The 26568-nt window shown below is 36.1% G+C and carries 26 protein-coding genes; 13 read left to right on the forward strand and 13 right to left on the reverse strand.

Annotated elements, in window-relative coordinates; translation table 11 throughout:
* Window positions 1-10 precede the first annotated feature (10 nt).
* From AABK36_RS04530 to AABK36_RS04540, 3 genes are all read left to right on the forward strand, one after another.
* Complete coding sequence (locus AABK36_RS04530) at window positions 11-1591, forward strand: L,D-transpeptidase family protein (protein ID WP_338390309.1); 1581 nt, start codon at window positions 11-13, stop codon at window positions 1589-1591.
* A 182-nt stretch (window positions 1592-1773) separates the two neighbouring features.
* Complete coding sequence (locus AABK36_RS04535) at window positions 1774-3954, forward strand: GAF domain-containing protein (RefSeq protein ID WP_309937853.1); 2181 nt, start codon at window positions 1774-1776, stop codon at window positions 3952-3954.
* A gap of 89 nt (window positions 3955-4043) precedes the next feature.
* On the forward strand, window positions 4044-5063 hold the full coding sequence (locus tag AABK36_RS04540; protein ID WP_309937854.1) for a M42 family metallopeptidase: 1020 nt from the start codon (window positions 4044-4046) through the stop codon (window positions 5061-5063).
* Between the two features lie 25 nt (window positions 5064-5088).
* Here the strand turns inward: AABK36_RS04540 and AABK36_RS04545 are convergent, their stop codons facing one another.
* Both AABK36_RS04545 and AABK36_RS04550 read right to left on the reverse strand, forming a co-directional pair.
* Window positions 5089-6396, reverse strand: coding sequence for an ABC1 kinase family protein (locus AABK36_RS04545; RefSeq protein WP_309937855.1), 1308 nt, complete (start codon window positions 6394-6396; stop codon window positions 5089-5091).
* A 49-nt stretch (window positions 6397-6445) separates the two neighbouring features.
* Complete coding sequence (locus tag AABK36_RS04550) at window positions 6446-7081, reverse strand: TetR family transcriptional regulator C-terminal domain-containing protein (RefSeq protein WP_309937856.1); 636 nt, start codon at window positions 7079-7081, stop codon at window positions 6446-6448.
* Between the two features lie 211 nt (window positions 7082-7292).
* Here AABK36_RS04550 and AABK36_RS04555 point away from each other — a divergent pair, with 211 nt between their 5' ends.
* Both AABK36_RS04555 and AABK36_RS04560 read left to right on the forward strand, forming a co-directional pair.
* Window positions 7293-7868: a chalcone isomerase family protein gene (locus AABK36_RS04555; RefSeq protein WP_309937857.1), complete on the forward strand. Its 576-nt coding sequence runs from the start codon at window positions 7293-7295 to the stop codon at window positions 7866-7868.
* 372 nt (window positions 7869-8240) lie between these two features.
* Window positions 8241-9299, forward strand: a complete 1059-nt coding sequence (locus AABK36_RS04560) for a hypothetical protein (protein WP_309937858.1) — start codon at window positions 8241-8243, stop codon at window positions 9297-9299.
* A gap of 62 nt (window positions 9300-9361) precedes the next feature.
* Here the strand turns inward: AABK36_RS04560 and AABK36_RS04565 are convergent, their stop codons facing one another.
* From AABK36_RS04565 to AABK36_RS04575, 3 genes are read right to left on the reverse strand one after another with little or no spacing between them, the layout of a single operon-like run.
* Window positions 9362-9520: a hypothetical protein gene (locus AABK36_RS04565; RefSeq protein WP_309937859.1), complete on the reverse strand. Its 159-nt coding sequence runs from the start codon at window positions 9518-9520 to the stop codon at window positions 9362-9364.
* A gap of 55 nt (window positions 9521-9575) precedes the next feature.
* The gene (locus tag AABK36_RS04570) at window positions 9576-9728 is read right to left on the reverse strand and encodes a hypothetical protein (protein ID WP_309937860.1); all 153 of its coding nucleotides are present in this window, start codon (window positions 9726-9728) and stop codon (window positions 9576-9578) included.
* A 49-nt stretch (window positions 9729-9777) separates the two neighbouring features.
* Window positions 9778-10158, reverse strand: a complete 381-nt coding sequence (locus AABK36_RS04575) for a DUF983 domain-containing protein (RefSeq protein ID WP_309937861.1) — start codon at window positions 10156-10158, stop codon at window positions 9778-9780.
* A 106-nt stretch (window positions 10159-10264) separates the two neighbouring features.
* Between AABK36_RS04575 and AABK36_RS04580 the strand changes: the two genes are divergently transcribed.
* On the forward strand, window positions 10265-11131 hold the full coding sequence (locus AABK36_RS04580; RefSeq protein ID WP_309937862.1) for a helix-turn-helix domain-containing protein: 867 nt from the start codon (window positions 10265-10267) through the stop codon (window positions 11129-11131).
* Window positions 11132-11135: 4 nt separating this feature from the next.
* Here the strand turns inward: AABK36_RS04580 and AABK36_RS04585 are convergent, their stop codons facing one another.
* The 3 genes from AABK36_RS04585 to AABK36_RS04595 all read right to left on the reverse strand — a co-directional run bounded on the left by AABK36_RS04585 (window position 11136) and on the right by AABK36_RS04595 (window position 12980).
* Window positions 11136-11321, reverse strand: a complete 186-nt coding sequence (locus tag AABK36_RS04585) for a CPXCG motif-containing cysteine-rich protein (protein WP_309937863.1) — start codon at window positions 11319-11321, stop codon at window positions 11136-11138.
* Between the two features lie 48 nt (window positions 11322-11369).
* Window positions 11370-11789, reverse strand: coding sequence for a CBS domain-containing protein (locus tag AABK36_RS04590; RefSeq protein WP_309937864.1), 420 nt, complete (start codon window positions 11787-11789; stop codon window positions 11370-11372).
* 186 nt (window positions 11790-11975) lie between these two features.
* Complete coding sequence (locus tag AABK36_RS04595) at window positions 11976-12980, reverse strand: acyl-CoA reductase (RefSeq protein WP_309937865.1); 1005 nt, start codon at window positions 12978-12980, stop codon at window positions 11976-11978.
* Window positions 12981-13306: 326 nt separating this feature from the next.
* Between AABK36_RS04595 and AABK36_RS04600 the strand changes: the two genes are divergently transcribed.
* The gene (locus tag AABK36_RS04600; protein WP_309937866.1) at window positions 13307-13657 is read left to right on the forward strand and encodes a 4Fe-4S binding protein; all 351 of its coding nucleotides are present in this window, start codon (window positions 13307-13309) and stop codon (window positions 13655-13657) included.
* A 56-nt stretch (window positions 13658-13713) separates the two neighbouring features.
* Here AABK36_RS04600 and AABK36_RS04605 read toward each other — a convergent pair whose 3' ends face one another.
* Window positions 13714-14616 carry a DUF58 domain-containing protein gene (locus AABK36_RS04605; protein ID WP_309937867.1) on the reverse strand — a complete coding sequence of 301 codons (903 nt, stop codon included), beginning with the start codon at window positions 14614-14616 and terminating at the stop codon, window positions 13714-13716.
* A 288-nt stretch (window positions 14617-14904) separates the two neighbouring features.
* Here AABK36_RS04605 and AABK36_RS04610 point away from each other — a divergent pair, with 288 nt between their 5' ends.
* The 4 genes from AABK36_RS04610 (at window position 14905) to cas6 (ending at window position 18821) form a co-directional block, all read left to right on the forward strand.
* Window positions 14905-15246 carry a DUF3276 family protein gene (locus tag AABK36_RS04610; RefSeq protein ID WP_309937868.1) on the forward strand — a complete coding sequence of 114 codons (342 nt, stop codon included), beginning with the start codon at window positions 14905-14907 and terminating at the stop codon, window positions 15244-15246.
* A 90-nt stretch (window positions 15247-15336) separates the two neighbouring features.
* Entirely contained in the window at window positions 15337-16452 is a 1116-nt protein-coding gene (locus tag AABK36_RS04615) for an AI-2E family transporter (RefSeq protein WP_309937869.1), read from the forward strand.
* Between the two features lie 12 nt (window positions 16453-16464).
* Window positions 16465-17562, forward strand: a complete 1098-nt coding sequence (gene ychF, locus AABK36_RS04620) for a redox-regulated ATPase YchF (RefSeq protein ID WP_309937870.1) — start codon at window positions 16465-16467, stop codon at window positions 17560-17562.
* 464 nt (window positions 17563-18026) lie between these two features.
* A complete protein-coding gene (gene cas6, locus AABK36_RS04625) occupies window positions 18027-18821 on the forward strand; it encodes a CRISPR-associated endoribonuclease Cas6 (RefSeq protein ID WP_309937871.1) in 795 nt (264 codons plus the stop codon).
* 65 nt (window positions 18822-18886) lie between these two features.
* Here the strand turns inward: cas6 and AABK36_RS04630 are convergent, their stop codons facing one another.
* Window positions 18887-20170, reverse strand: a complete 1284-nt coding sequence (locus tag AABK36_RS04630; protein ID WP_309937872.1) for a type IX secretion system plug protein — start codon at window positions 20168-20170, stop codon at window positions 18887-18889.
* A gap of 1 nt (window position 20171) precedes the next feature.
* Window positions 20172-22106, reverse strand: a complete 1935-nt coding sequence (locus tag AABK36_RS04635) for an ABC-F family ATP-binding cassette domain-containing protein (RefSeq protein ID WP_309937874.1) — start codon at window positions 22104-22106, stop codon at window positions 20172-20174.
* A 215-nt stretch (window positions 22107-22321) separates the two neighbouring features.
* Here AABK36_RS04635 and AABK36_RS04640 point away from each other — a divergent pair, with 215 nt between their 5' ends.
* Window positions 22322-23323, forward strand: a complete 1002-nt coding sequence (locus AABK36_RS04640) for a lipocalin-like domain-containing protein (protein WP_309937875.1) — start codon at window positions 22322-22324, stop codon at window positions 23321-23323.
* Between the two features lie 60 nt (window positions 23324-23383).
* On the opposite strand, the gene AABK36_RS04645 is transcribed toward AABK36_RS04640, so the two are convergent.
* A complete protein-coding gene (locus tag AABK36_RS04645) occupies window positions 23384-25150 on the reverse strand; it encodes an ABC transporter ATP-binding protein (protein ID WP_309937876.1) in 1767 nt (588 codons plus the stop codon).
* A gap of 39 nt (window positions 25151-25189) precedes the next feature.
* On the reverse strand, window positions 25190-25936 hold the full coding sequence (truA, locus tag AABK36_RS04650) for a tRNA pseudouridine(38-40) synthase TruA (RefSeq protein ID WP_309937877.1): 747 nt from the start codon (window positions 25934-25936) through the stop codon (window positions 25190-25192).
* A gap of 159 nt (window positions 25937-26095) precedes the next feature.
* On the opposite strand from truA, the gene AABK36_RS04655 reads away from it, so the two are divergent.
* Window positions 26096-26560 carry a DUF4293 domain-containing protein gene (locus tag AABK36_RS04655; protein ID WP_309937878.1) on the forward strand — a complete coding sequence of 155 codons (465 nt, stop codon included), beginning with the start codon at window positions 26096-26098 and terminating at the stop codon, window positions 26558-26560.
* Window positions 26561-26568 lie beyond the last annotated feature (8 nt).

Consider the following 26568-nt stretch of genomic DNA (forward strand, 5'->3'; position numbering starts at 1 on the left):
ATATATATTTATGTTGCTGACATTAAGCTTGACTATCCAAGCTTATTCTCAAGAAGCAGAAAATCAGCGAATTAAGCAATACTTAAATAACCCAAATAATAAAAATCTGTTAAAAGTTGATGGAATTCAACTTTTCTCAACGGAAGTATTGCCGAGATTTTATGAGAAAATCAATTATCAGCCTGTTTGGAGAGATACGACCTTGGTGATGGAAGCGGGACAGATATTGGCTCAATCATGGAGAGAAGGACTGGATCCTCAAGATTATCATTTGGAAGCCCTTAAAGAACTAGTGGATAGCCAAGATCCCGAAAAGAAGGCTGCCTTCGACATCATTTTGACCGATGCGATGCTTATGTATTCTTCGCATTTATATTATGGAAAGGTAAATCCAAAGACTTTGAACCCAGCGTGGAACTATGATAAGAAATCTTTGAGCGGAGATCCGGTGAGCTTGATGGAAAAAGCTATGGAGTCTCAAGATTTGAAAGGAGTGTTGAAAAATTTGGAGCCTAAGATTGGTCAATACGCTTTGTTGAAAAAAGCTCTGTTGAAGTATTCGTTGATGGATGATATGGGAGGCTGGAAGTCGTTGCCTTCGTCATTGGTGGTGAAGCCTGAAACGAAAGGCGAAAAAGTAAAACTGTTGGTGGAGAGGTTGGAAAGCGAAGGATATCTGGAAATGGGATACGAAAGTGATTCTGTTGATGATACCTTGCTAAACTCCATAAAATATTTTCAAAAAGATCATGGATTGGATGCTGACGGAGTCGTAGGAAAGGCTACAGTCAGAGCAATGAATATTCCTGTTAGCTTTAGGCTGGATCAGATTAAGGCTAATATGGAACGTAGCAGGTGGGTGAATACAGAGAAAGGTTTTGATGATTTTCTTGTGGTTAATATTCCTTCATTTAGCTTATATTATTTAAGAGATGATACTGTGAACTGGACTACAAGGGTCGTAGTAGGTAAAAAATATACCATGACTCCCGTATTTCAGGCGGAAATGAAGTATGTTGAGTTTAACCCAACCTGGACTTTGCCGCGAAGCATAGCGACGAAGGAGGTTTTGCCAAAATTAAAAAGAGATCCGAATTATTTGAAAAATAGAAACATGGTGTTGCTTACCCACTCAGGCAAGGAAGTGGATCAAAATTCAATCAATTGGCAAGATTACAATGCTAGGAATTTCCCATTTATCATAAGGCAGGAGCCTGGTACTCATAATGCTCTTGGACGAGTTAAGTTCATTTTTCCAAATCCTTATTCGGTTTACTTACATGATACGCCAAGCAAGACATTGTTTTTAAGAAGCACGAGAGCTTTTAGTCATGGTTGTGTCAGGGTGCAGGATCCAATTATGCTGGCTTTGTTGATACTGATGGAAGACCAGCAAATGACTCAAGAGCAAATAAACAAGATATTAGATACTGATATGACCAAAAGAGTGTACTTGAAATCAGAATTGCCTGTTATGATGATGTATTGGACGGTATTGGCAAGTGGAAACCAAGTATTCTTTTTTAATGACATTTATGGAAGAGATACAAAGCTTGTGAAAGCGCTAAGCGCCTCTCCATTTAGAAAGTAAAGGATAATATTTTAAAAGATTGAGATAATTTGTTTGAAAATTGAGAGGCTAAATTAATTTTTTTATTTTGCAATAGTTTAATAGAGAATGAATTAGATTTATTTCATTCAAGTTCTATTTTTTGAAGGTAGATGCTTGAAAGTGAAGTGGGTTTTATATGATATTTTTACGAATTATTTTTTATGAAGAAGAAAAAAACCACTCTCAGATTGATTTTGCTCAAATATTTTGGCGGATTGCTTGCGGCGGCTTTTGTTTTGAGCAGTATCGTTATCTTATTTAATGTTTATCAGATCACTTACAAGAATATTCGTGATCAGGTTCTTCCACTTAGAAACTCAAGTTTATCAAGGCACTTTTCAAATGAATTGCATGAAGTATTGATTCATGCGGATGGAGTAAAGCGAAACTTACTAGTACAAGAATGGTTTGAGCGAAAATCCAATGATGAGAACATCTTAATAGAACAAATGAGGAATTACGATGATGTTTTTCAGGCGTTTGATGATTTTGGATTAGTGGATATTAATAGATATAAAATAATTTCCAGTGATCATATGTCTGATTATGATCCGGAAAGCTCAGGCTTCTCATGGATTAATAGCCTGTTGGGGATGAAAGAGAATTTTGATGTTTCATTTAAATATTATACTGAAAGTAATACGACAAGAGGCAGGCTTAATGAGTATTATATGTTTGTTGATCAAAAAATAATACTTGATGATAAATGCGAGGGCATATTTTATACAGCGAAGAGCTTGAAAGATTTTTATAATAAGCTTGTTGAGCTTGAAGAGGGGAATTTTAGCCGTAACTATTTAATTGATGGCAATAAGGTGGTGATTCACAATGTGCTTAGATATGATGATGGTGAGGTGTTGGAAAAAGAGGAAGATTTTTCTTTAATCCAGAATTTAGTAGAAGAGAGGGCTGATGGTATATTCGAATACACCAAAGGGGACGATAAATATTTGGCTAGTTTGCAAACGGTTCCAGGCTCTGATCTTAAAGTGATGAGTTCTGTGCAAGTCAAAGAGATGGTTATGCCATTTTTTAAGAGTTTGGGACAGAAATTTCTTTTAGTCCAGTTTGTGATATTTGGCCTTTGTTTTTTAGTGATTTTTTGGATTAGCAGATACTTCAAGAACGCTACTTATAAAATGATAGAAATTGCCAAGTATTTGCAGAAAGGAGATTTTGAGAAGATAGATAAAGGTTTTGATACGAGTGTTTATGAACTAGAAAGCTTGAAAAGTACTTATGATGAGTTGGCGGATTCTATCGAAGACTCAACGAAATTTGCCAGAGAGATAGAAAAAGGCAATTTGGATGTGGAGTATGAGAGAAATTTTGCCGATAATAAATTGATGAAGTCGCTGTTGGAGATGAGATCAGCTCTCAAAAATGCGAAATTAAAGGATCAGCAAGATCAATGGGTCGTTGAAAATATGGCGACATTTAATGAAGTATTGAGAAGCAGCGAGGAAGAAGTTGAAAAATTGACTTCATATATTTTGTCCAAAGTAATGGAGCTTTTGAATGCAAGTCAAGGAGCTATTTATTTGGAAGAAAATGGAGTATTGAAACTTGCCGCAAGTTATGCTTATCATTTTAATGATGGTTCTGTGGAAGAGGAAATGCTTGTAGGGGAGGGAATCCTGGGGCAAGCATATAAGGATAAGGAGTTTGTTTGTTTATCTGATTTTCCAGAAGATTACCTGCCTATAATATCTGGCTTGGGGGAGTCTAAGCCAAAGGCTGTTTATATATCTCCTTTATTGACTAATGAGAATGCGGAAGGAGTTATCGAAATAGCTTCTTTTTACGAGTTTGAGGAACATGAAATTGCTTTTATAAAGAAAATGAGCGAAGCTTTGGCAAGTACTATTGCATTCATGAAATCCAAAGAGAAAATCTCGAAGTTTTTGGAGGAAAGTCAATTGCAAACAGAAACGCTTAGAATACAGGAAGAGGAAATGCGTCAAAACATGGAGGAGCTATTAGCTACTCAAGAGAAGATGACGAAATTGCAAAATGATTCATTGGCTAAGGAAAAAGCATTGGAGGCATGGTTTGGTGTCGAGATGTCAAAAAGTTCATTTGTTGTGTTTACGGTCGAGTTCAATGTGGCTTTTTCTTCTATGCCTAATTTTAGTAAAACAGGTTTGAGAGTATTGGAAGGCAATGTGAATGATAATTCGATTATATTTGAAGAATGGAAGTCAAAATTTGCCGAAGCGAGAAAAATAGGGCGTGAAATTAATTTTAAAATAAGTTCAGAACGCAACGGAATAGCTTACCAGCTTTCTCCTTTAAGAGGCGAGAATGATATAGTCTTCGGCTATATTTTGAAATACGCTTAGTTTTTGCTCAATAGATTTATTTTTAGTTTATAATTCATTAAGTTGTATTCAGTGAACTTGTTTTAATTGGCAAAACATAAAATTCAAAGATGGAATACAGATTATTAGAGGAACTTGTGGCTATCGATTCGCCTACAGGTTATACGGACGAAGCTTGCAAATACATATATGATTTTTTCAAAAATTTAGGTTATCAGCCTCAATATACTAATAAGGGAGGTGTGAAGTGCGCTTTAGGACCTGAGCCGGTTTTATCTATTGCAGCCCATGTGGATACATTAGGTGCTATTGTCAGTGGTGTGAAACCTGACGGGACGCTAAGAATCTCTCCTTTAGGAGGCTTGCTTTTGACAAGCGCGGAAGGCGAGTATGTCAAAATTGTGACTATGGAGGGAAAAGAGTATACAGGAACTTTATTGCTTGATAACCCTGCGGCTCACGCGAATAAGGAAAGAGAGACTACAAATAGAAGTCTTGATAATATGCATATTAGAGTCGATGAGGAAGTATATAATCAAGAGGATGTTAAAAAACTTGGAATCAGAACGGGAGATTTTGTTTGCTTTGATCCTAGATATCAAGAATTGAGCAGCGGTTATATCAAATCCAGATTTATGGATAATAAAGCAGGTTGCTTGGTTTTGTTTGAAGTTGCTAAAAGTCTTAAAGACAAAGGAGTGCAAGCTCCAGTTGAGCTTTATTTTTCAAATTTCGAAGAAGTAGGGCATGGAGCAGCTTCATCAAGCGCTTACGCGGATACGATCGAGGAAATGCTTGTGATAGATATGGGAGTATTAGGTGAAGCTTGCGAAGGAAATGAGGTTTCTTGCTCTATCTGCGTTAAAGATTCAAGTGGACCGTATCACTTTGGGTTTAGAAAAAAACTAGTAGAGTTGGCTGAGTCAAATAGCATTCCTCATAAAATTGACGTTTATCCATTTTATGGTTCTGACGGCAGCGCGGCTTTAAGAGGCGGTAATGATTTTAAAGTTGCTTTGATTGGTCCTGGGGTTGCGGCATCTCATGGTGTTGAAAGAACGCATAAGAAAGGCATTGAAGCTACATTTGATTTGACAATGAAATATATCGAAGATCGATTTAGTATATAATGGAAAACTCCGCTAGAGCGGAGTTTTAACAATATTTTTTATACTCGTTTATATCAATTTTTGATTTTAAATCATGAAGTAAATTGAATAGCCCGAAAAAGGTGCGATTCATATAGATAAAGTGCTTTGAACCCCGATTTCCATTCATTTTTCTCAACTGTGAATCTTTCGCGTACTTTTCTCCAAGCGAAGCGATTTTTCCAAAGAATACTTCGTTAGCAAAATCGAAAGTTTCGCTTTGCAAAGGCTGTGTGAATAAAGAAAGCATGTCATAGAACATCTCCGAAAAGTATTTGATTTCTACTTCGGAATCTTCTTTGCGCAAAATTTCCAATTCAAATAGTTTGGACATGAATATCTCTGGATCGTTAATGTTTTCATACCTTGCCAATTCGAAATATGGCGTATAGAATTCTTCGGGTATGAATTTCATGCAACCAAAATCCAAAGCAACTAAGTTGCCTTCAGCATTTGCTAGGAAATTGCCTGGGTGAGGATCAGCATGTACTTTTCGTAACTTATGGATTTGAAACATGTAAAAATTCCATAAGGCTTGCCCAAGTTGATTATTAAGGCTTTGATCGTTGTTTGTTTTGGTGAATTCGGATAAATGAAGCCCTTTCATCCAGTCCATGGTGATAATTTTCTCACAGGATAGCTCTGGATAATAGTTAGGGAACTCCAGATGAGGAATGTGTTGGCAAGCATTGGTAATCTCTTGGCTTTGCTTTAACTCGAGAAGGTAGTTTGTCTCTTCGATAAGCTTCTGCTCGACTTCCTTGAAGTACTCCTCAGATCCTTTGCTTGGCAAATTAAACATCTTTAAGGCGATGGGCTTTACCAATGCGAGGTCGGAGGATATGCTGTCTGCTACTCCCGGATACTGTATCTTAACAGCGAGCTCTTTGCCGTCTTTTTGGGCTTTATGCACTTGGCCGATACTCGCCGCATTGATCGCTTCGTTGTCGAACTTTTCAAAAAGCTCGTCTGGTCTTTGATTAAAGTATTTTTTGAATGTTTTGTTAACTAGCGGCCCTGATAGAGGAGGCACGGAAAATTGCGACAGCGAGAACTTTTCAACATATGCTTGAGGCAAGAGGTTTTTTTCCATGCTAAGCATTTGAGCGACCTTGAGAGCGCTTCCTTTTAGCTCTTTTAATCCGTCGTATATATCGGCAGCATTTGATTGATTAAGCTTGGATGTGTCCAAGGATGGGTTCACAAGCTTTTCTCCATAATATTTGATGTAGTTTCCTCCAACCTTGATGCCTGTTTCCATGATTTTGGTAGCGCGCTGTATTTTTCCAGTTGGGATGTTAGTGATTTTTTTCATAATCGGTCAATGTTTGCAATAGGCTTGACATAGCGTCCAGCACTGAACTTCAATCGTTGAAACGTTCTTTGAAAAGAAATTTCCCAAAGTCTATAGTGTTTTCGAGAGGGTTGGTATTCAGTAACTCGAATCCGGCATTTACTGATTTTTCGATGAAAATATCTGTTTTTTCGAAACCAGCTGAATCATCGTCCAACCAAAATTTCAAAGTTATCAACAGCTGAATCCAGAAGCTTTCTTCAATATTTTTTTCTTGGGCCTTCTTAAGTTTCTCAGGAGTTTTCTCAGTGATTTCATGATCGATTGAACTGATGTATTTTTTGAAGTTCTCTCTGAGCAATCCTAGTTTGGTTAGGTTTTTCAGTGAAGGCTTGTCGCTGTTGATGCTTAACATTACAAAACTTCTATTGGCTTTTAGAACCTCAAAGAAGGTAAAGTAGAAGGCCAAAAGCTTTGATTTGAAATCATATGTTACATAGTTTGGGTCTTCAGAAAGCACCTCAAGTGTATGGTCGAACATGTTTGCAAAGATATGTTTTTCGATATTGTCGAGACTGCCGAAGAATTTGTAAAATTCGGTTTCCTCAATTTCATGATTTTTGCAGAACAAATAAACTGAGCTTGGAGTTTGGTTGTTTTCGAGTGAGTCATTCATGTACCATTCGAAAATTTTCTCTTTAGTCATTGCGTTATATTTAAGTTTGTTTATGAATCATTACGTATAGATAAACAAAATGTGCCGTTTTTGGCTGTTTTTATTGAATAAACATTTTAGACTTGGATATGTGAGAGGCTTTTTAAAGTAATTGTAAAATGGATTAAATTTGTTGTTTTAGCAGTTAAATAGATTCATTTGAAAAATTAATTAGGTATTATTGAGCATGAAAAATATAAAAATGAAAAAGATCGTATTATTCTTCTTTTTGAGTGTAGTGACAGTAATGTCAGGATTTGCGCAAAGGACTGTTTCAGGTGTTGAACTTCCAGAATCGATTGTTTCGATTAAGGGTAAAACTTTGCAACTAAATGGCGCTGGAGTCAGGGAAAAGTTTTGGATTAAATTATATGTTGGCTCATTATATACGCAGGTGGTTACTGATGAGCCGCATACGATAATAAATGAGGATGAGCCTATGTCTATCAGATTGAATATAATATCAAGCTTGATCACGGCGGATAAAATGATGAGTGCCATTAAGGATGGTTTTGAATTATCTGCTCCTAAGCCATCTACTGAGTTGAAAACTAAAATCACAGAATTTGAAAATTTATTCAAAACCATGAAAATTGAAGAAGGCGATGAAATTTCCTTTGAATATGTGCCTTATGAGGGAACCAAGGTTACTCGCAATGGTGAATTGGTAAAGACTATTGAGGGCTTGGATTTCAAAAAAGCTTTGTATGGCATATGGTTAGGAAAAAATCCAGCAGATAAAAAACTAAAAAATGCTATGCTTGGCAAGGCGAAGTAAGTATTGAAGTTGATTGAAAAATATGAATTATTATTAAAGGCTGCTTATGCAGTCTTTTTGTTTTTAAGCAATTTGTTTGGCTCTTGAGCTTAGGACTGAATTATACCATTTTGATTAATGGATTATTTTCAGTCTTTTTTTTTGACTCATATGAAATTAATCAGTTGGTTATATTTCTTTAAAATTTAAATAATTAAATTTAGAATAATAAAAATTATAAAAAATACCATTTTTGAGATGTGCCTACAGATATTCGTTTCACGACAGCTTAAGCAAAGATACCCTGAATTTTTTGTTTGAAATATGAAGTTTGATGAATAGGAAGGTGCTTGAATAAATTGTTAAAGTCCCTTTGGGAAAATTTCAAAGAAAATGAAAAAGATTAACTTTTTACTTGTTGCCATCATGGCAATTTTCATCTCCTCGTGTTCAAATGATGGTATTGAGGATAGCTTATCAACTAAGGATGCTGAAGCATCAAAATCTGGATTAGTTTCAGAAAAAGAGTACAATCTGGATTTGCCAAAAATCGTGGATGATAGAATGTATTTCGAGAACTTCGATCACATGAATGAATTCATGAAGGTATATCAAGAGATCGAGCCGGATTATTTGGATGAGAAAAGCAAAGAAGCTGATTTTATTTCTTGGAATGATGTTTTGAACGCTGAAGAAGGTCAAGAGATTCCAAGAAAATTGAACAACTTAGTGGATTCTGACCTTGAAGATCCTAGATTGGTTAGATTGTTAAATTACAACCAAGAGATTAGAGTAGGGGAATTGATATGCAGAATCGAAGACGAATATGTTTTCATGTATGTTGATGGAAATTTTGATCAAGTTGAGGCATTTAAAGCTAAAGGTATCGGAGAGAAGCTTGAGTATGATGAGCCTGTATTGATAAATGAAAAACTGATAGCGGCTAAGCCTCTTAAGGAGATTAAAGATGATGAGTCAAAAAGATCAATGATCTGGATTTTTGGATACGGATGGAGATGCAGCAACAATTACAACTCTTATAATTCTTCGACACGAATGAAAAGCACGCATTGGGCTACAAATGTATACTTCTACAAGTCCGCTGGTATGAAGACTAAAATGCAGAAGAAAAAAGGATGGTGGATATTCAAATCATGGAAGTCTGAAAGAGCTAAGAAGATAAGCGTGCAAGGACAAGTGCATTTCTCTGTGTCGGGCGTACCTTTTACTCAAACTCAAAACTTCAATAAAATTAGATATAATTCAAGTTCAGCGACTCATACTATTTTCTGGGCAGTAGGTTTTGGCGTTAAGATCAAAGCTGGAAATATCACAGGTATTTCAGGAGCTTCAGGAGCATCTGTTAAGATAAAGAACTCGAGTTATTCAAATCACTATACAGAATATGGTAGCTCAAGCAGAAGCAGAGGACCAAAATTTTGGCCATGGTAGTATGCAAGTAGTGTAAATACAAAAACTCCAGTCTAGTATTATTAGACTGGAGTTTTTATGGTTTATTGATTCTTGTCTTTTCTTCGACCTCTGTTAACCCATAAATTGTCTCCTTCGAAATTGTCGCCATCATAATCAAAATCAAAGTGTCTTTGTCTCATTTCCATTTCGGGCCTTGCTTCAAGTTCCAATTTGGAGTTTTTTTCTTTCCCTTCTTTCATCACTTATCTTTTTGGTGGTTTTAATCAATGGTTTGAAAGCAGACAAGCATAAAAATCAGCGTTGTACTTTTCTGCCTCTGTCTATCCATTCTTCATCATTCTCGAAGTTGTCGCCATCATAATCTGTATCGAATCTTTCTTTTTTAGGATTCGCTTTTTCATCGTTGTATACAGCAAATGCTTCAAGAATTTTGGATTTGTAATTCATCGTATTTAGTATTTGTTTGTATGGATTAACAAACCTTAAATGAGAATGTTCATGCCTTCGCTTCTATGTTTTCCTTGAATTGGATACCACCAAAAAGGTATAGGAATAATACTCTGGAAATTCTAAACGAGAAAGGCAATAAGACTAAGCTTGCTCCAAGCACTGAGACAATATATACCCACATGGCAGGTTTTGCAAAAAGGTGAAGCATCAAGCCTGTGGCCACCATGATAGCAACATTGAATGCGTAAGAAATATACATCGCTCCAATGAAGAAGCCGGGTTCTACCTCAAATCTTTGTTCGCAATGAGGGCATGTTTTATTCATTTTATTGAAATGAAGCAATTCATGCCATTTGTGTTTGTATATGTCTCCAGTATGGCATTTGGGGCATTTTCCATTCAGTAGAGCTTGGGTTCTATTTTTCATGATTGGGTCCGTTGATTGATTGTCTTGTAAAATTAGTTTTTTAAAGTATTCAATGTTCTTATATTTGGGCTAAAAGTTTGTATAAATAGGCATAGTTATATTATAGGTGAAAAGTCTTCCTGTTTTTTCCATAAAGGATTTTGAAGAAAGAGCTGGAGAGCTCGTGTATGTCAGTGACTTGAAAGAGCATATTGGCAAATATGATTTTATAGGAAACCCTCATAAGCACAACTTTCATTTATTGCTTTTAACGGAATCAGAAGGGAATCATTATGTGGATTTTGTTAATCATCATTTTTCAGGGTATACTTTGCATTATCTAGCTCCCGGAAGAGCGCATCGATGGATATTCAAATCAGAAAAACCGAAGGGGAGGGTGATTTTTTTCTATGAAGATTTATTTGGCTCTTGTGGCAACGTGCCTTCTGTGATTGAGAGACTTTCATTTTTGAATGTTCCATCGCCTTACCCTATTCATAATTTGACAGAAGAGGATTGGAATGATGCCCAATGGTGTGTCGGGAAAATCGAAAGCCAAAATGGCTCAATGGAGTTCGGCGCTGATATTTTCGTCAAGAACACTATGGAAATGTTGTTGGTGATATTTGAGCGATTGTCACTTAAAAAAGGTGTCTCTAGTGTTGATCCGCGCTCAAGAAGCTGGAAAGAGCTAAGGCGGTTTCAATTGTTGCTTGAAAGAAATTTCGAGACAAGGCATCAAGTGAATTGGTATGCTGATCAGATGAATGTGAGTACAAGTCGGTTGAAGCAATTATGCAAAGTTTGCATGAGTGATCCGCCTGGGCGAATGATTAAGCAGAGGAGGTTGTTGGAAGTGAAGAGATTGCTGAAGATGACTTCTATGAGTTTTAGTCAAATAGCGGCGGAATTGAATTTTACGGATTTGGCTCATTTAAGCCACTTTTTTTTAAAAAGTGAAGGTGTTACAATGAGAGAGTTTAGAGAAGCTTAGTTAATTATTCATTTTCACAAATCGCTGAAAAATTAACGATTTCATTATTTTGAACCTCAAAAGATATGAGTATGGGTTGGCAACAAACTTCGCAATCTTCCACGTATTCTTGTCGCATTACACTATAATCGATGAGCGTACTAATTGACGCCCAACAGTATGGGCATTGGAAATTAAATTCTTCAAGCATTTTATGAAAGGATATTGACAATAAACTGATGTCAATACCCTTGCAAAATTAATACAAATCAATAAGATACTTGATTAAATCCGTTGTGGTAACAATTCCCACAACTTTTTCACCATCCATTACCGGCAAAGCATGAAATTCGTGCGATGCTAGAATTTCAGCGGCTTCTTTGATCGTTTGATCTTGTTGTACTGTTACTGGCTTTTTGATCATGACTTGATCTAGTGTCAGTAGATTGTAAATAACAGTATCAACAGCTCCTTCATCATCGCCAAAATTATTAACGAAGCTAATTCTTTGCAAATCAGTCAAACTAATGATTCCCACCAATTTGCCGTTTTCAACCACAGGCAAGTGTCTGATTTTGTTCTTTAAAAATGTAGCTTCTACCTCCTCCAAGCTCGATGAGGGAGAGATTGTTATCAGTGATGAGCTAACTATTTTTGATATTGGCTCTCTTTTTTTCATAATTTTTAGGGTTTTGAAATTAATTGTTTATGCAATTATGAAATTTTGATAAGCAAAGACGATGATAAAAGTAATAAGTCTATATGAATTTTATCATGATTTTTTTGACTCGAAAATGAGTGTTAAGTAGTTTTAATATTTGAATTGTATTAATTGACAGGCTCGAAGCCTTAAATGCAAGATGATTTATCCTAAATGAATCAGAAAATCAAGGGTATCTATGCCATCGGCGTAGTCCCATAGTTCAGGCAATTGCGTGTTTCCAAACGGAATGAAGTTTTGACCTGCTATGCATTGAATTTTATCTTCATATTGATTGATTTTATCCTCTAAGTCGGATTTATTATCATAAGTGTCGTAGTATAATACTGATATTGGAGAAACCAATGACTCATTTTTAGTGACAATTAAGAATCCATTATCATAATGCTCGACTTTATTCACCAAGTATATAGATTTGTTGTAATCGTAATTGTTTGAGTATTTATGGTTGTTTGTGATCGAAGAGAATCCTTCGAACTGGTCCAATAATGTAGTGAAGTTGTAATCTGAAGGAACTAAAAGCTTGGAGACATTTCTACAGCCTAAACCAAAATAAGTGAAAATGTCGTTCCCAAGCTCTTGCAATTCTTCTTTTGATTCTTCACCAGTCAATATAGCTAGCGAGGATTTGTTTGGCCTGATTATATGCGGTTTGTTTTTGAAATAATATTCAAAATATCTCGCAGAGTTATCGCTGCCAGTGGCAATGATGGCCTCTGCTTCATTTAGCCTTTCAACAAAGTTTATTTTTTCTTTGAATTCCGGAGCTATTTCGATGAGTATATCGGCGATTTTCTTTAGCAAAACCTCATCTTGACTGCTTAGCTTTGCCAGTAGCGTGTGGCCGCTAATTAGTATGCTTAAAAGGTCATGGAACCCTACTGCAGGGATGTTTCCAGCCATTACTACGCCTACTTTTATGCTTTTCTTTTCTTTTGAAAGCTCTGGGTACTTTTTAGTCCACTGTTCCAGTTTTTCTTTTTGGAGCATATGAATTATGCCGTCGATTGATTTTTTGACATTTTCAGGAGTAAACCAATTGTTTCTAGCGTAAGCTTGACTTTGCCATATTTCTAATTCCAAATCCGTTAGATTTTTTAGACAAGTGCCTAGCGCGGCAAAAGTTTCTATTTTTTTATCCAGAGTCATTATCTTTAGTTTAATTTCAAGTATAAACTTGCCATGCTTAATATCGCACGAATGAGATGCAAATTTAAGCTATATTCCTGAAACTGCACAAAAGGAAAAAGACTTTACAAAAACTTAGCCAAATGCAGACAACAAATGCATGTTTGAATCGTAGCCGTTTATGTAAGAAAGCATTTTGACTATTCTAATTTACAAATATTGCAGTATAGGGAGCTTACTGTCTTTATTTTGACTGCTTATAAATTATTCATAAGAATAAATAGAATGTTTTTTTTCAATATATTTGTTATCTAATTCTAATTTACCACATATAAATTATTACCTAAATGGCAATAATCATAACAGACGAATGCATCAACTGTGGTGCATGCGAACCAGAATGCCCAAATACCGCAATTTATGAAGGTGGGGTTGAATGGAAATGGAGTGATGGTACCAGTCTGGAAGAAGTAGAGATGGAAGATGGTTCGGTGGTAAGCGCCGAGGAGGACCAAGAGCCTTATTCTGACGAATTCTACTATATCGTAACCGGAAAGTGTACCGAGTGTATTGGTTTTCACGAGGAGCCACAATGCGCCGCTGTCTGTCCAGTTGATTGTTGTGTTGAAGATCCTGATTTTCAGGAGACTGAAGAGGAACTTTTGGCCAAAAAGGACTGGATGCACCCGGAAGATTGATTCAAATCACGAAACCAAAATATTCGAAAAGAGCGGAAAATTATTTTCCGCTTTTTTTATTTCATTTTTGACCGCTTAACCAAATAAGCGGCAAGTATTTTTTCGATTTTGTCTTGAGTGTTGACCTCTATCAGGTCAATTTTAGCTTGTCCGCATCTCAATTTTATTTCTTTAAAGTACTCGTTCATATTTTGAGTATAGCTCTCTTGTATGGCGGAAGGATTTAGCTTTATTTTTTCTCCAGTTTCCATGTCGATGAACTCATGGGGCTTATTTTCAAATTCGAAATTGAGTTCTGTCTTATGGTCTGTCACATGAAATATTAGGACTTCATGCATATTATGCTTCAGATGCTCCAGAGCCTCGAAAGTTTCATCCAATGTTCTTCCGTGCTCGAACATGTCAGTGAAAAGTATGACAAGAGAGCGCTTGTTGAGCTTTGATGCGATTTGATGCAAGTTGATAGCTATGTTGGTGTTTCGGCTTGATGGAGTCTCTGATTTTTGCAATTCGTCCAAAGTCAATAAGATTTTGTGCAAATGGCTTCCTGAAGATTTGATAGGCGTTTGGATTTCCAATTCTTCTGAAAAACTAATCAGGCCAAAAGCGTCTCTTTGTTTTTGCAACAAGTAGCATAATGCGGCGGCGGCTGTTGTGGAAAAAGCGAGCTTAGCTTTCGTGTCTTTTGGATAATGCATTGATGGAGAGTTGTCCAATATGATCGAACATCGAAGATTGGTTTCCTCATCGAACACTTTAGTGAAAAGCTTGTCAGTCCTTGCATAAACTTTCCAGTCGATATGTCTAGTGCTTTCTCCGGGGTTGTAAAGTCTGTGTTCGGCGAATTCCACAGAAAATCCATGGTAGGGTGATTTGTGCAACCCGGTAATAAAACCTTCGACCAATTGTTTGGCGAGTAATTCGAGGTTGCCGAACTCTCTTATTTCTTGAATATTCATGCGATTTCGAGTGGTTTGGACTTCAAGTTAAATTTGGTTGACAATAAATTAATAATTTATTTATTCAAATGTAGTATTTGAATAAAAGTTTTGCTTGATTTTTGCAAGTAGTGTTTAAAAGGAATTTAATTTAAAGTTTTTAATTTTTTTATACGTTAAATTTTCTAAATAAAAAGAATATTCCAAACAATTGTTGCATTTTAATTATTATTTATACTATATTTATGCTTGTGTAGAAGCGTATTGTTATCATTTTTAATTTATTTGGTTATTTAAATTTTAAGGATTGTGGAAGAGAATAAAGAACAAGAAAAAGCAGAGATTTACTCGAAAAGAGTAAGGGCGGGAAAAAGAACCTATTTCTTTGATGTGAAGTCTACGCGTTCAAATGACTACTATCTCACTATTACAGAAAGTAAAAGACGCTTTAAGGATGACGGGACCTATTTTTATGAAAAGCATAAGATTTTTCTTTACAAAGAAGATTTCAACAAATTTTTGAATGCCCTTCACGAGACAGTGAACCATGTGAAGGATGATTTAATGCCTGATTTTGATTTTTCTCAATTTGATGAAGCGGATGAATATGTTGAAAGAGAATACGAGGATGAGATGAAATGGGATATTTAATTTTCCAATTTCTAAAATATTAAGAAAGCCTCTGAATGAAAGTTCGGAGGCTTTTTTTATATTTATCTTGTTAATAAATAACTGAAACCCATGTTCAATTATATCATTCTTTCCAGGAAGTACAGGTTCATGCTCGCGCTGGTTCTGATCGCTTTTTTTATCGTGTTTATGGCCTGGTATTTTTCCAATATATTTGCCTATGTCATCATTTCCGTGGTTATTTCCACGATATTGAGGCCATTGACTAATTACTTGAATCAAATTAATTTTTTCAAGTTAAGGATTCCTAGGCCATTGGCTGTGTTGCTTTCCTTTTTAGCGATGATTTTGGTCTTGAGTATATTTGTGTTCTTGTTTGTGCCTTTGATATCAGATCAAATCGAAGTGCTTTCCACGCTTGACTATGACAATTTGATAGTGGATGTTTTCAAACCGCTTGAGAAGTTGGAGGACTTTTTAATTGAAAATTCATTGACAGACAGCGAAATGGGTTTTTTGGTTGAGGGAGCCAGACAAAAGACGATTGATATGTTTAAGAATATCAATTTCTCGAATTTGTTGAATGGGGTGGTTTCCGTTACAGGGTCATTCTTTGTAGGAGCCTTGGCAGTTATTTTTATTACCTTTTTTCTTTTGTTGGAAAATGGTTTGTTGAGAAATTTGATCGTAAAATTAATCCCAAATGAATATTTTGAAATGACGATCGAAGCTTTCACTATGATTGAAAGCTTGCTGTCCAATTACTTGCTGGGAATTCTGTTTCAAATGTTCTCCATATTCAGTATCGCTTCGGTGGGCTTGAGCATATTTGGCGTCAATTACGCTTTGACAATCGCTTTGTTTGCTGCATTGGCGAATTTGATACCATATTTAGGGCCTATATTGGGAGCGACTTTCGGTATAATCGTTGGTCTCTCGACAGTGACCGATCTTTCGACTGCCAATGATTATCTCTTCTTGATGTTGAAGGTCGCGTCTGTTTTTGGAGTAGTTCAATTGACTGATAATATTGTCTTGCAGCCTGTTATTTTTTCAAAAAGCGTTAAAGCCCATCCATTAGAAATATTTATTGTTATCTTTGCAGGTGCGAATGTCGGAGGAGTGCTTGGTATGATCGCTGCTATTCCTGTGTACACCATTCTTAGAGTGGCAGTGCTCGAGATTCGGAAAGGTTATAAACAATATTATATATTTAAACAGTCATAATATAATTAAAATATGGCACTACAGTGTGGAATTGTTGGATTGCCTAATGTTGGCAAGTCTACTTTGTTCAACGCGCTTTCCAATGCCAAGGCGGAAGCTGCGAATTTTCCTTTTTGCACGATAGAACCTAATGTTGGAGTGATTCAAGTTCCTGATGAAAGGTTGAAGATATTGGAAGGTTTGGTGAATCCTCAGAAGGTTTTGCCTACTGTTATTGAGTTTGTTGATATTGCAGGTCTTGTGAAAGGGGCTAGCAAAGGCGAAGGACTTGGCAACAAGTTTTTAGCGAATATCAGGGAAGTGGATGCGATAGTTCATGTGATTAGATGTTTCAATGATGAGAATATCGTTCACGTGGATGGAAAAGTAGATCCTGTTACGGATAAGTTTGTCATTGACACGGAGCTTCAGCTGAAAGATTTGGAGTCAGTTGAGAAAAAAATAGTAAAGAATGCTAAAGTAGCAAAATCAGGCGATGCCAAAGCCAAAAAGGAAGTTGCTATCTTGGAGCGTTTCAAAGAGGCTTTGGAGAATGGTCATAACGCTAGAGCGGTAGATGTTGAGCCAGAAGAATTAGAGGCTGTCAGCGACCTTCACTTGTTGACTATCAAGCCTGTGATTTATTTAGCGAATGTTGATGAAGACTCTATCGCTGAAGGAAATCAATATGTGGAGCAATTGAAAGAGGCTGTGAAGGAAGAAGACGCTCAGGTTTTGACAGTTTGCGCTGCTTTGGAGTCTCAGATTGCCGAGATCGACGAGGAAGACGAAAGAGAAATGTTCCTTGCAGAATATGGCTTGACTGAGTCTGGTTTGAATAGATTGATCAAAGCTTCATATGCTTTGCTTGATTTGATTACGTACTTTACTGCCGGTGTTACTGAAGTTAGAGCTTGGACAATTCGCAAAGGTTGGAAAGCGCCGCAGGCAGCTGGGGTTATTCATACTGATTTTGAAAGAGGTTTTATCAAAGCCGAAGTAATCAAACTTGACGACTATCAGCAGTATAAGACAGAGGCTGGCTGCAAAGAAGCTGGCAAGATCTCCATCGAAGGCAAGGATTATGTAGTGCAAGATGGTGATATAATGCATTTTAGATTTAATGTGTAAACTAATAAGTATTTGGGCTCGTTAAATGGGCCCATTTTTATTTTATTATTATTAATTTTCAGTTTATCTTTATTTTGAATGCTACATTAGCAAGTATTAATTGCATATTCCGCCCTTTTTGAGGGGGGGCAAGATGAATTTCTGAAACAAAGTTTGGTCTTTTTTTATGATAATTTTACTTTTGTTATCATAAAGTGACTTAGTTTTGGTCGTATTATTCTATTTGAGTAAATATTATTTTTCGCCTGAAGTATTCAGTGTTGTTGTTTTTTGGTGAATAATTAATAGATTTTGGAAATTTATAGTTGATGCATCAAGTTCAAAAGAAGTTTTGAACAAAAAATAATTGATAGTGTTTTAACATTAATTTCCGAAAGGAATAGAATTTGTTTACTCAAATTTGAATTTAACTGATTGATTAAGATAGATATAGAAAATTTTTTTTAACTGAAAATAGTATAAGGTTGAGAGTCCGAATTGTATTTATTTTGAAAAATAAAGGGGCGAATGTTCCTTTTCATCACCAATACTTGCTGGCGCAGCTAGTAAGAGGTGTTGTTTTGAGTGGAGGTAGTGAGAAGTATCAAAACTATATGTTATACAACTTCTCGGGATTGAAAGGGCAAACGAAGATTAGTAGAAATGGATTACATTTCTTTTCCAGCAAGGTGACCTTGGTGTTTTCTGCCTTTGATAAAGAATTTATGGATTATTTTCTTCGTCAGCTTTTTACTATGCCTCAGTTGGAAATTGGAAACTTGATTTTGGTTCCTGAGAGTGTGGAGAAGGAAAATTATCCAGAGCTTGAGGATGAATCGAAGTTTATTTGCATCTCTCCGTTGGTATTGATTAGCCCGACGTTCAATGATAGCAGAGGAAAAAGATTCATTTCGCCTGAGATCGATGAGTTTTCAGATATATTATATGAATCTACTTTGGAGAGAATGGCAAGGCTTGAGGAGGTATTTCCTTCTGAAAAGATAGCTACATTTAGCAAGTTTCAGCTTGTTCCAGATAAGATTTATTTAGATAAAATAAGAGAAAATCAGAAGAAATTTGCTCGTATTTATCCTGTGTATGATCAAGATGTTAAGTATGAAGTGAGAGGTTATACATTCCCTTTTACTCTTTTTGCTGAAAAAGAAGTTCAAAAATTCGTATTTACATGCGGATTAGGTTCTTTTACACATAAAGGTTTTGGAATGCTTGATATCGCCAATGCTGATCTTAACAGTAGAACAGAGAGATACGAGTTTTAAATCACAAAGATAGTTCAGTAAAGAAAAATTGATTCTCAGTATTGAGTTGAAGTGAAAAGCCCGATTTATCGGGCTCTTTTATTGCTGATTATTTGTGAGTATCCAACAAGCTTGTCTATAAGTTGGGTTTGATCCCAGAAGTAGATAAATATTTCGTACTCGTTTTCGGTTTCGAAGAAATTGCCTTCGAAATGAGATGGCTCCATATTGGGGCCTTGAACAAAATATTCATAGTTGTAAAAACCTTGTTTTATGAAGGCTGTGCAGGTGTATCCTTTAAGGTTTTTATCGTATCTCATTTTAAACTCATCCAATAAGTTCCAGTTCGTGAATTTTCCTCTCACGTAAACATGATGGCCGGCTGGTAGCTTATTCGACCTTAAGCTGAAGGTTGTGTTGACATAATCGCTTGAAATTAAACCTGCTTCTACTTCTCGATTCGCAATGTAAAATCCTCCATTGAAATCATCCATCATAGTGTAACTACGATCATCCCTGATTTTGTCGATAAAAACAAAGGCGCTATTATAGTCGTCACCTTTCTTTATTGAACCAATATTTTGACTAGGGAATGAAATAGTTCTCAAATCAAAGAATCTGTATTCATTTCCACCATTGAATTCGTTAGATCCGTCAATATGGTCGTAAATAAGTTTAGCTTCGTCGATTCTGTTGCGGGTTGGCTTTAACTCTGTTTTCGCTGTAAACCAATCTTGATTTTTCACGACAACCATCTTTATTTGTTGATTGGGTTGCGTGATATGAAGATTTGGATGCAGAACCTCGATCATCAGTCTTTGATCTTTGAATCGTCTGGATGGAGAATTAGGGTGGATCACATTCGCTTGAACGCTAACTCTGTCCTCGGTAACCATGAACCTTCTAGTGAACACAAGTTCTTGGCTTTCTCGATATACTGCTAATATATAGTTCCCGGATTTCTTTACTTTTGGAACTTTGAATGTGTAATGAATATAGTCGATTTTTGTGTTGAATGAGTATTCGTATTCATCGATGTCAAATTCATTAAAGTCGTAAAGATAATCCATGGGCATTAGCCTTGATTTAGTCCAGTCCGCATTGCAATGGATTATTCTAGCTCTATAGGTCTGCACATCCGCTTCCACTTCGTCAAATTCCAAGACAAGCGGATTGTTGCTTGAAAGAGATATTACTGGAGAAAATAATGTGCTTCTTAAATCTCCAGAATAGGGGTATAGTTGAATAGTTTTTAAATATTCATCATAATTTATGTCCTTGAGCACTTCGCCTTCAGATATTGATTGGCTCAAGGCTGAAGGAAGAAGTGATATTAGGCTGATGATAGTCAGGAATAATTGTTTTCTCATGCTAGTCAATGTCTTGTTCGATGCTTTCAATTTCCAGCGCTATATTTTCCCATTGATCATTTAGCTTGTCAAGCTTATTTTTTTCATTGGTATAGTCCTCGTTTAATGTCGCAATTTTTTCTGAATTATCATAAATGCTAGGATCTCCCAGATCATTTTCGATCGATTCAATTTTTTCTTCCGTGCTATGTATTTCCTCTTCAATAGCTTCCAGTTCTCGCTGAAGCTTGCGAAGAGCATTTTTTGAGGCGTTTTTATTGCTGTTCTTATAATTATTTTTTTCAGAGCTCTTTTTTTCTTTAGGCTCGCTTGGCGCAAGATCGCTTTTTTCTTCTTCCAGTTTTTTATTTCTCCAATACTGATATTCATGAAATGTTCCTGGATAAGACTTGACTTTATGATCTTCGATATACCAAATCTTGTTGGCAACTTGTTCGATAAAGTCTCTATTATGGGAGATGACAATATAAGATCCTTTGTATTGTTGAAGCGCCTGAATCAAAACATTGATGGATTGTATGTCCAAGTGGTTTGTCGGTTCGTCAAGCATAAGAAAATTAGCTTCGCCTATAAGTGTTTTAGCTAAAGCTACTCTTGATTTTTCTCCACCGGATAGTATTTTTATTTTTTTGTAGATATCATCTCCGGTGAATAAGAAACAGCCTAAGACGCCTCTCAATTCTTGCTCTGTTTTGCCGGTGCCAGCCTGCTTTAATTCATCAAGTATTTCATTTTCCAAGCTTAAGGATTCCAATTGATGCTGAGCGTAAAAGCCTAGATTGACATTATAACCAAGTTCGCTGGTTCCAGAATCCGGATCTTCGGTTTTGGCGATCATTCTTAATAAGGTGGACTTACCTTTTCCATTAGCTCCAATTAAGGCGATTTTATCTCCTTTTTCGATTATTTCATCAGTTGATTCGAATATCAATTTTTCCCCATAGCGTTTGCTAAGATCTTTGAGAGTCGATATATACCTTCCGGATTCTTGGTTGAAACTAAAGTCAAATGATACGCTGCCTTGATCGCTTTCGACTTCTTCGATCATGTCCATTTTCTCGAGTCCTTTGATCTTAGATTGAACCTGCCTTGCTTTAGTGGCTTTGGCTCTGAATTTTTCGATGAATTTTTCTGTTTGTTTTATTTTTGATTGTTGATTCTCGAATGCGTTTTGTTGAACCTCTCTTCTAATTTCCCTTTCTTGGATATAGAAGTCATAGTTTCCAGAGAATAAATTTAATTTGCCTTGAGCTACTTCAACAGTTTTATTAGTGACATTATTAAGAAATGCCTGATCATGTGATATGACAACTACAGCTCCTTCATAATTTTTGATATAATTCTCCAGCCATTCTATGGATGGGAGGTCAAGGTGGTTGGTTGGTTCATCGAGAAGTAGTAAAGAAGGCTTTTCCAAAAGAAGTTTGGCTAGCATGACTCTCATTCTCCAGCCTCCTGAAAAATTTTCCAAAGGCATATTTAATTCAAAAGTACTGAACCCAATACCCTCTAATATTTCCTCTGCTTTAGCCTGAAGGCTATATCCGCCTTGTTCTTCAAACCTTTCTTGGAGTTTGCTTAGCTTGTCGACAAGTTGATCAGAGTAGTTGCTTTCCATTTCGGCAAGAACTTTGTCTATTTGTTTTTGTAAATCAAAAGTGTCTTTGAAGGCTTCCATTGCTACCTTGAGTATGCTTTCTTGGCTTTTGAATGATAATAGATCTTGGTTTAGAAAGCCAATGGAGCAGTCTTTGCTTTTGCTAATTATGCCTTCATCTAGTTGATATTCACCGACTATCAGCTTGAGAAGCGTTGATTTGCCTGTTCCATTTCTACCGACTAATCCTAGTTTGTCTTTGGGTTTGATATGGAGGGAAGCGTCCTTGTAGATAGCTCTGGATCCTATGTAGAAAGATATGTTGTTGATTGAAAGCATATATTTTATGTCTTTTTTAAGATGTTTGGATGTTTACAAGTACAAAATTAGTAAAATTGATTTTAAAGGACTATAATTTAATAATTGTAAAGAAGTTGATGCTTTAAATAGTTTTATATTTTAAAACAGAAAGCTAAAATAGTAGTTGAATAGGTAGTTTTATTTGCTATTAGTGGCTTTTTTACATGAATTTAGAATGGAAATGAGATAGTTTTATGGAAATAACGAAGAAAAAGATAGCGTTTAGTCGTTTGAACGAGGGGGTAATGAAGTTTCCAGAATCGCACCTTTGGAATAGAGGTGGCGTTTTTTCTTCCTCTCATTTTAAAGAGTGGTATGATTGGTCGGGGGTGTTGAAGTGTGAATCTACTCAAGAGCAAATAGGTGTGCATTTTCGTGTCAATCAGGTGGTTAAAGATGGGAAAATAGTTTTTCCTTATCAAGTAGCCTTAATCAATCTTGCCACAGGGGAGGTATTTGAAGAATCTGATGAGACATTTAAGATAGATACGCATTTTGACGCATTAAATGGAAGAATCGAATTCAAATATGAAGAGCCAAAGATTTGGAATGTTGGCTTTTCAGAAAAAGAAAATCAGTGGAAGGTTCAATTCCTGAAAAGAAACAGCTCTATTTATGTTGATTTGGGTATGAAGACGCCAATGGTTCCCGGCTTTAAAACATTAACGCCAGAAGGCTTGGTGACTATGGGGATGCCTAATGGCCAGTTTTTCAATCCTTTCAATGCGCATGGAATGGCGTATTATTATTTTGCGCCTGTGGTTAATGTGAATGGATTGATCAGAATTGGCGAGCAAAGCTATGATGTTGATGGACAGCTATGGTTTGATCATGTGTGGGGAAATTTTGACAGTCCGCACTTTTTCAATGAAAAATTGGTTCATGGAGTTTTGCAGCTTGATCACAATGCCTATGTTTCTTTCAATATGTGGAAAGACCCTGAGGGCAATGTTGTGAATGAGTTGAATCAAATTGTTTATAGCGGAGAGAAGGGATTCCCTAATTACGATAAGGGAGTTAACGCTTTTAAATTTGATGAATCTAAGTCTGTATTGGAAGTTGGGGATAATAAGTACGAGTTTAAGGATTTTGTCGAGATGAACAATACTAGTATTCCTACCATGAAAAAGAAAATAGGAAGCGTTGACCTTGGTGGCAAAAGAATAGGAAAAGTTTATATTGAAATTCATGATTGATAAATCATGATGTTTTGCATTAGTTTTACATATATTATATAAATGAAAGTGCGGGATTGATTAATCTCGCACTTTTTCTTTGTATTGCATTTCATGCAGTTTTTTATAATGGCCATCCTGCGCAAGCAATTGGGAATGATTGCCGGCTTCTTTGATTTCTCCTTTATCCAGAACAAGGATATTGTCCGCTTGCTGTATGGTTGCAAGTCGGTGGGCAATAACAATCGCTGTTCTGCCGCTCATTAATTGCGCAATTGCATTCTGAATCATTTCTTCTGTATGACTATCAACGGAAGACGTCGCTTCATCTAGGACTATGATTTTTGGATCATATACAAGTACTCTGACGAATGAAATCAGCTGTCTTTGTCCGACGGAAAGAGTTGAGCCTCTTTCCATTACTTCATAATTGTATTGACCGGGAAGTTGTTCAATGAACGAGTGGGCTCCAACGAGTTTGGATGCTTTAACTACTTGCTCAAAACTGATTTTAGAATTGCCTAAAGTAATATTATCCAAGATGCTGCCTGAAAATAGGAAGATGTCTTGAAGCACCACCCCAATGTTTTCTCTAAGGCATTCTAAAGAATAGTTTTTTATGTTTGTTCGGTCAACATTGATCTCCCCATCCTGAATGTCATAAAATCGATTGAGTAAGTTTATTATTGATGATTTTCCTGCTCCTGTAGCTCCGACAAGGGCTAAAGTTTGGCCTGCTGGAACATGAAAAGAAATGTTTTTTAATACATATTGATCATCTTTATAAGCAAAACTTACATTATTAAATTCTATTTCACCATTTATATGTTGAGATTTTATTTCGCCTTCGTCTGGTATATTTTCACTACTGTCCAGTAGCTTGAAGATTCTGGACGAGCTGACCACACCCATTTGCAAAGTGTTGAACCGATCTCCGATTAGCCTTATTGGCCTGAAGAACATGGAGATATACATAATGAATGAGATCAACACACCCACGCTTATCGATTCGCTGATAACTCCTTGAGCGCCATACCAGACTAATAGTCCAGTGGCAGAAGCTCCTATGACTTCAGCTACAGGGAAGTAAATGGAATAATAGAGAACGGATTTGATGTTGGCGTCCCTATGTTGTTTGTTGATATTTTGGAATTTTGTTTGCTCCCTGTTTTCACTATTGAAAATCTGGACAATTTTCATTCCTGTAATATGTTCCTGAACGAAAGTATTTAGCTTGGAAACTGCATTTCTAACATTATTGAAAACGACTTTGATTTTTTCTTTGAATACATACGTGCAAAAAATAAGAATTGGCAATGTAGATAATGATACCAGAGTTAGTTTCCAGTCAGTATAAAGCATAAGGCCCAAAATGAAGAATATTTGGAGCAAATCAGCTAGCATAGCGGCAAAGCCTTGACTAAATACTTCAGCTAGTGTTTCAATGTCAGAAACATTTCTAGTTACCAGCTGGCCTATCGGCGTATTGTCGAAGAATTTGATTCTTAAAGAGACAAGATGTTTGTAGAGCTTTACTCTTATATCTCTGATGAGATGTTGCCCAAGCCAGCCAGATAAATAAGTGTGTATGTAAGTAAATATGACTTGAGTGACTAATATGCCGGAAATAATAACGGTAATGATCAGTAATCCTTTGGCATTGCCATTAGCTACATATTGGTCAAGTGCTTTTTGTATTAAATAAGGTCTAATAGGACCTAGTAATGCAACAGAAATTGTAAGAAAAAGTAATAGGTAGAATTTTGAGGCATATGGCATCATGAATTTGAAAAGCCTAATCAAAACCTTGATGTCGAATAAATTGCCGCTAATTTTTTTATTTTCCAATGTGTAGAGTTTTTTATCTTATTAAATACCAGAATGAAATCACATGTAAATACTATTGTCGTATTCCACTTTGGATAAATAAAGTCCGCATGCAGGCACGCTCTTGCCAGCTTTTTGCCTGCTTTTTGCCTCAATAACATGCAGGATATGTTCAGGTTTTTGTTTGCCGGTTCCAATTTCAAGCAGAGTTCCAACAATTGCCCTGACCATATTACGCAAAAATCTATTAGCGGATATATGAAACTCAAAATTATTTGAAGAAGTTTGAATCCATTGAGCATTTGTGATTTCACAGAAAAAATTGTTAACCTCGGTTTTGACTTTGCTAAAACACTTAAAATCTTTTCTGCCAAGCAAGTGTTCGCAAGCTATATTCATTTGCTCCAAGTTCAAGCTTTCTCTATGGTAATGCGATGAATTTTCGGTAAACGGATCTTTAAAAGTATGCAGTTTATATATATAGCTCCTTTTATCAGCGTCAAATCGGGCATGAGCTTCATCTTTAACTTGAGAAGTGCGAATTATGGCGATATTTTTAGGTAAAATAGAGTTGAGCTTATAGGTTGTTAAATTCAAATCAAGAGAAGAATTATAGTCAAAATGCGCAAATTGTTGTAGAGCATGAACACCAGTATCTGTTCTTCCGCTACCTGTGATTTCAATTTTTTCTCTCAATATTTTACTTAGCGCTTCTTGTATTTCACCTTGCACGCTAGATGCGTTATTTTGAATTTGCCAACCGTGATAAGCGGTGCCTTTGTAGGCGATTTCAAGAAAATATCTCATAAAGAAGCGATGATTGTGGATTTATTTATTGTAAAATAAGTCGAATATTTTTAAAATAGATTTCAAAATATACCCTTTTTTGTAGCTTTGCATAGCTTCTGCGAGTGCAGTAAGGGGTTTGTGCCAAATTTACAACTTAATTAATTTAAAGGTACTACGATGATACAAAGAATTCAAACCGTATTTCTGGTTTTGGTAGTGGTATTGCTGGGAGCAGCAATGTTCTTGCCTACATTTGCAGGCAATGTACAAGAACTCACTTTGTTTGGACTGAAAAAAGTAGTTGCAGGCAAAGAGATACAGAGCGAATTTATGCCGTATGGAATTGCGGGAATTTTAGCTTCTGTTTCATTATTGATCGCGATAGCAGAGATCGTTTCATTTAAAAATAGAGTATTGCAACTTAAGCTTGGTTTGTTCAACTCTTTGTTGCTATTGATAAATATGGCAGGTAGTTTCTATTTCGCATATTCGTTGAAAGCTGAAGTGCTTGGAGTGAAAATGGAGCTAGGTCCAAAGTTGGGAATCTTTTTATTGATGGGAGCGGTTGTTCTTAATCAATTGGCTTCCAAGTTTATTCGAAAGGATGACAATTTGGTGAAGTCGGTAGATAGAATAAGATAATATTGAAA

Origin of the sequence: Aureibacter tunicatorum, from assembly GCF_036492635.1 — a bacterium.
GTDB lineage: Bacteria > Bacteroidota > Bacteroidia > Cytophagales > Cyclobacteriaceae > Aureibacter > Aureibacter tunicatorum.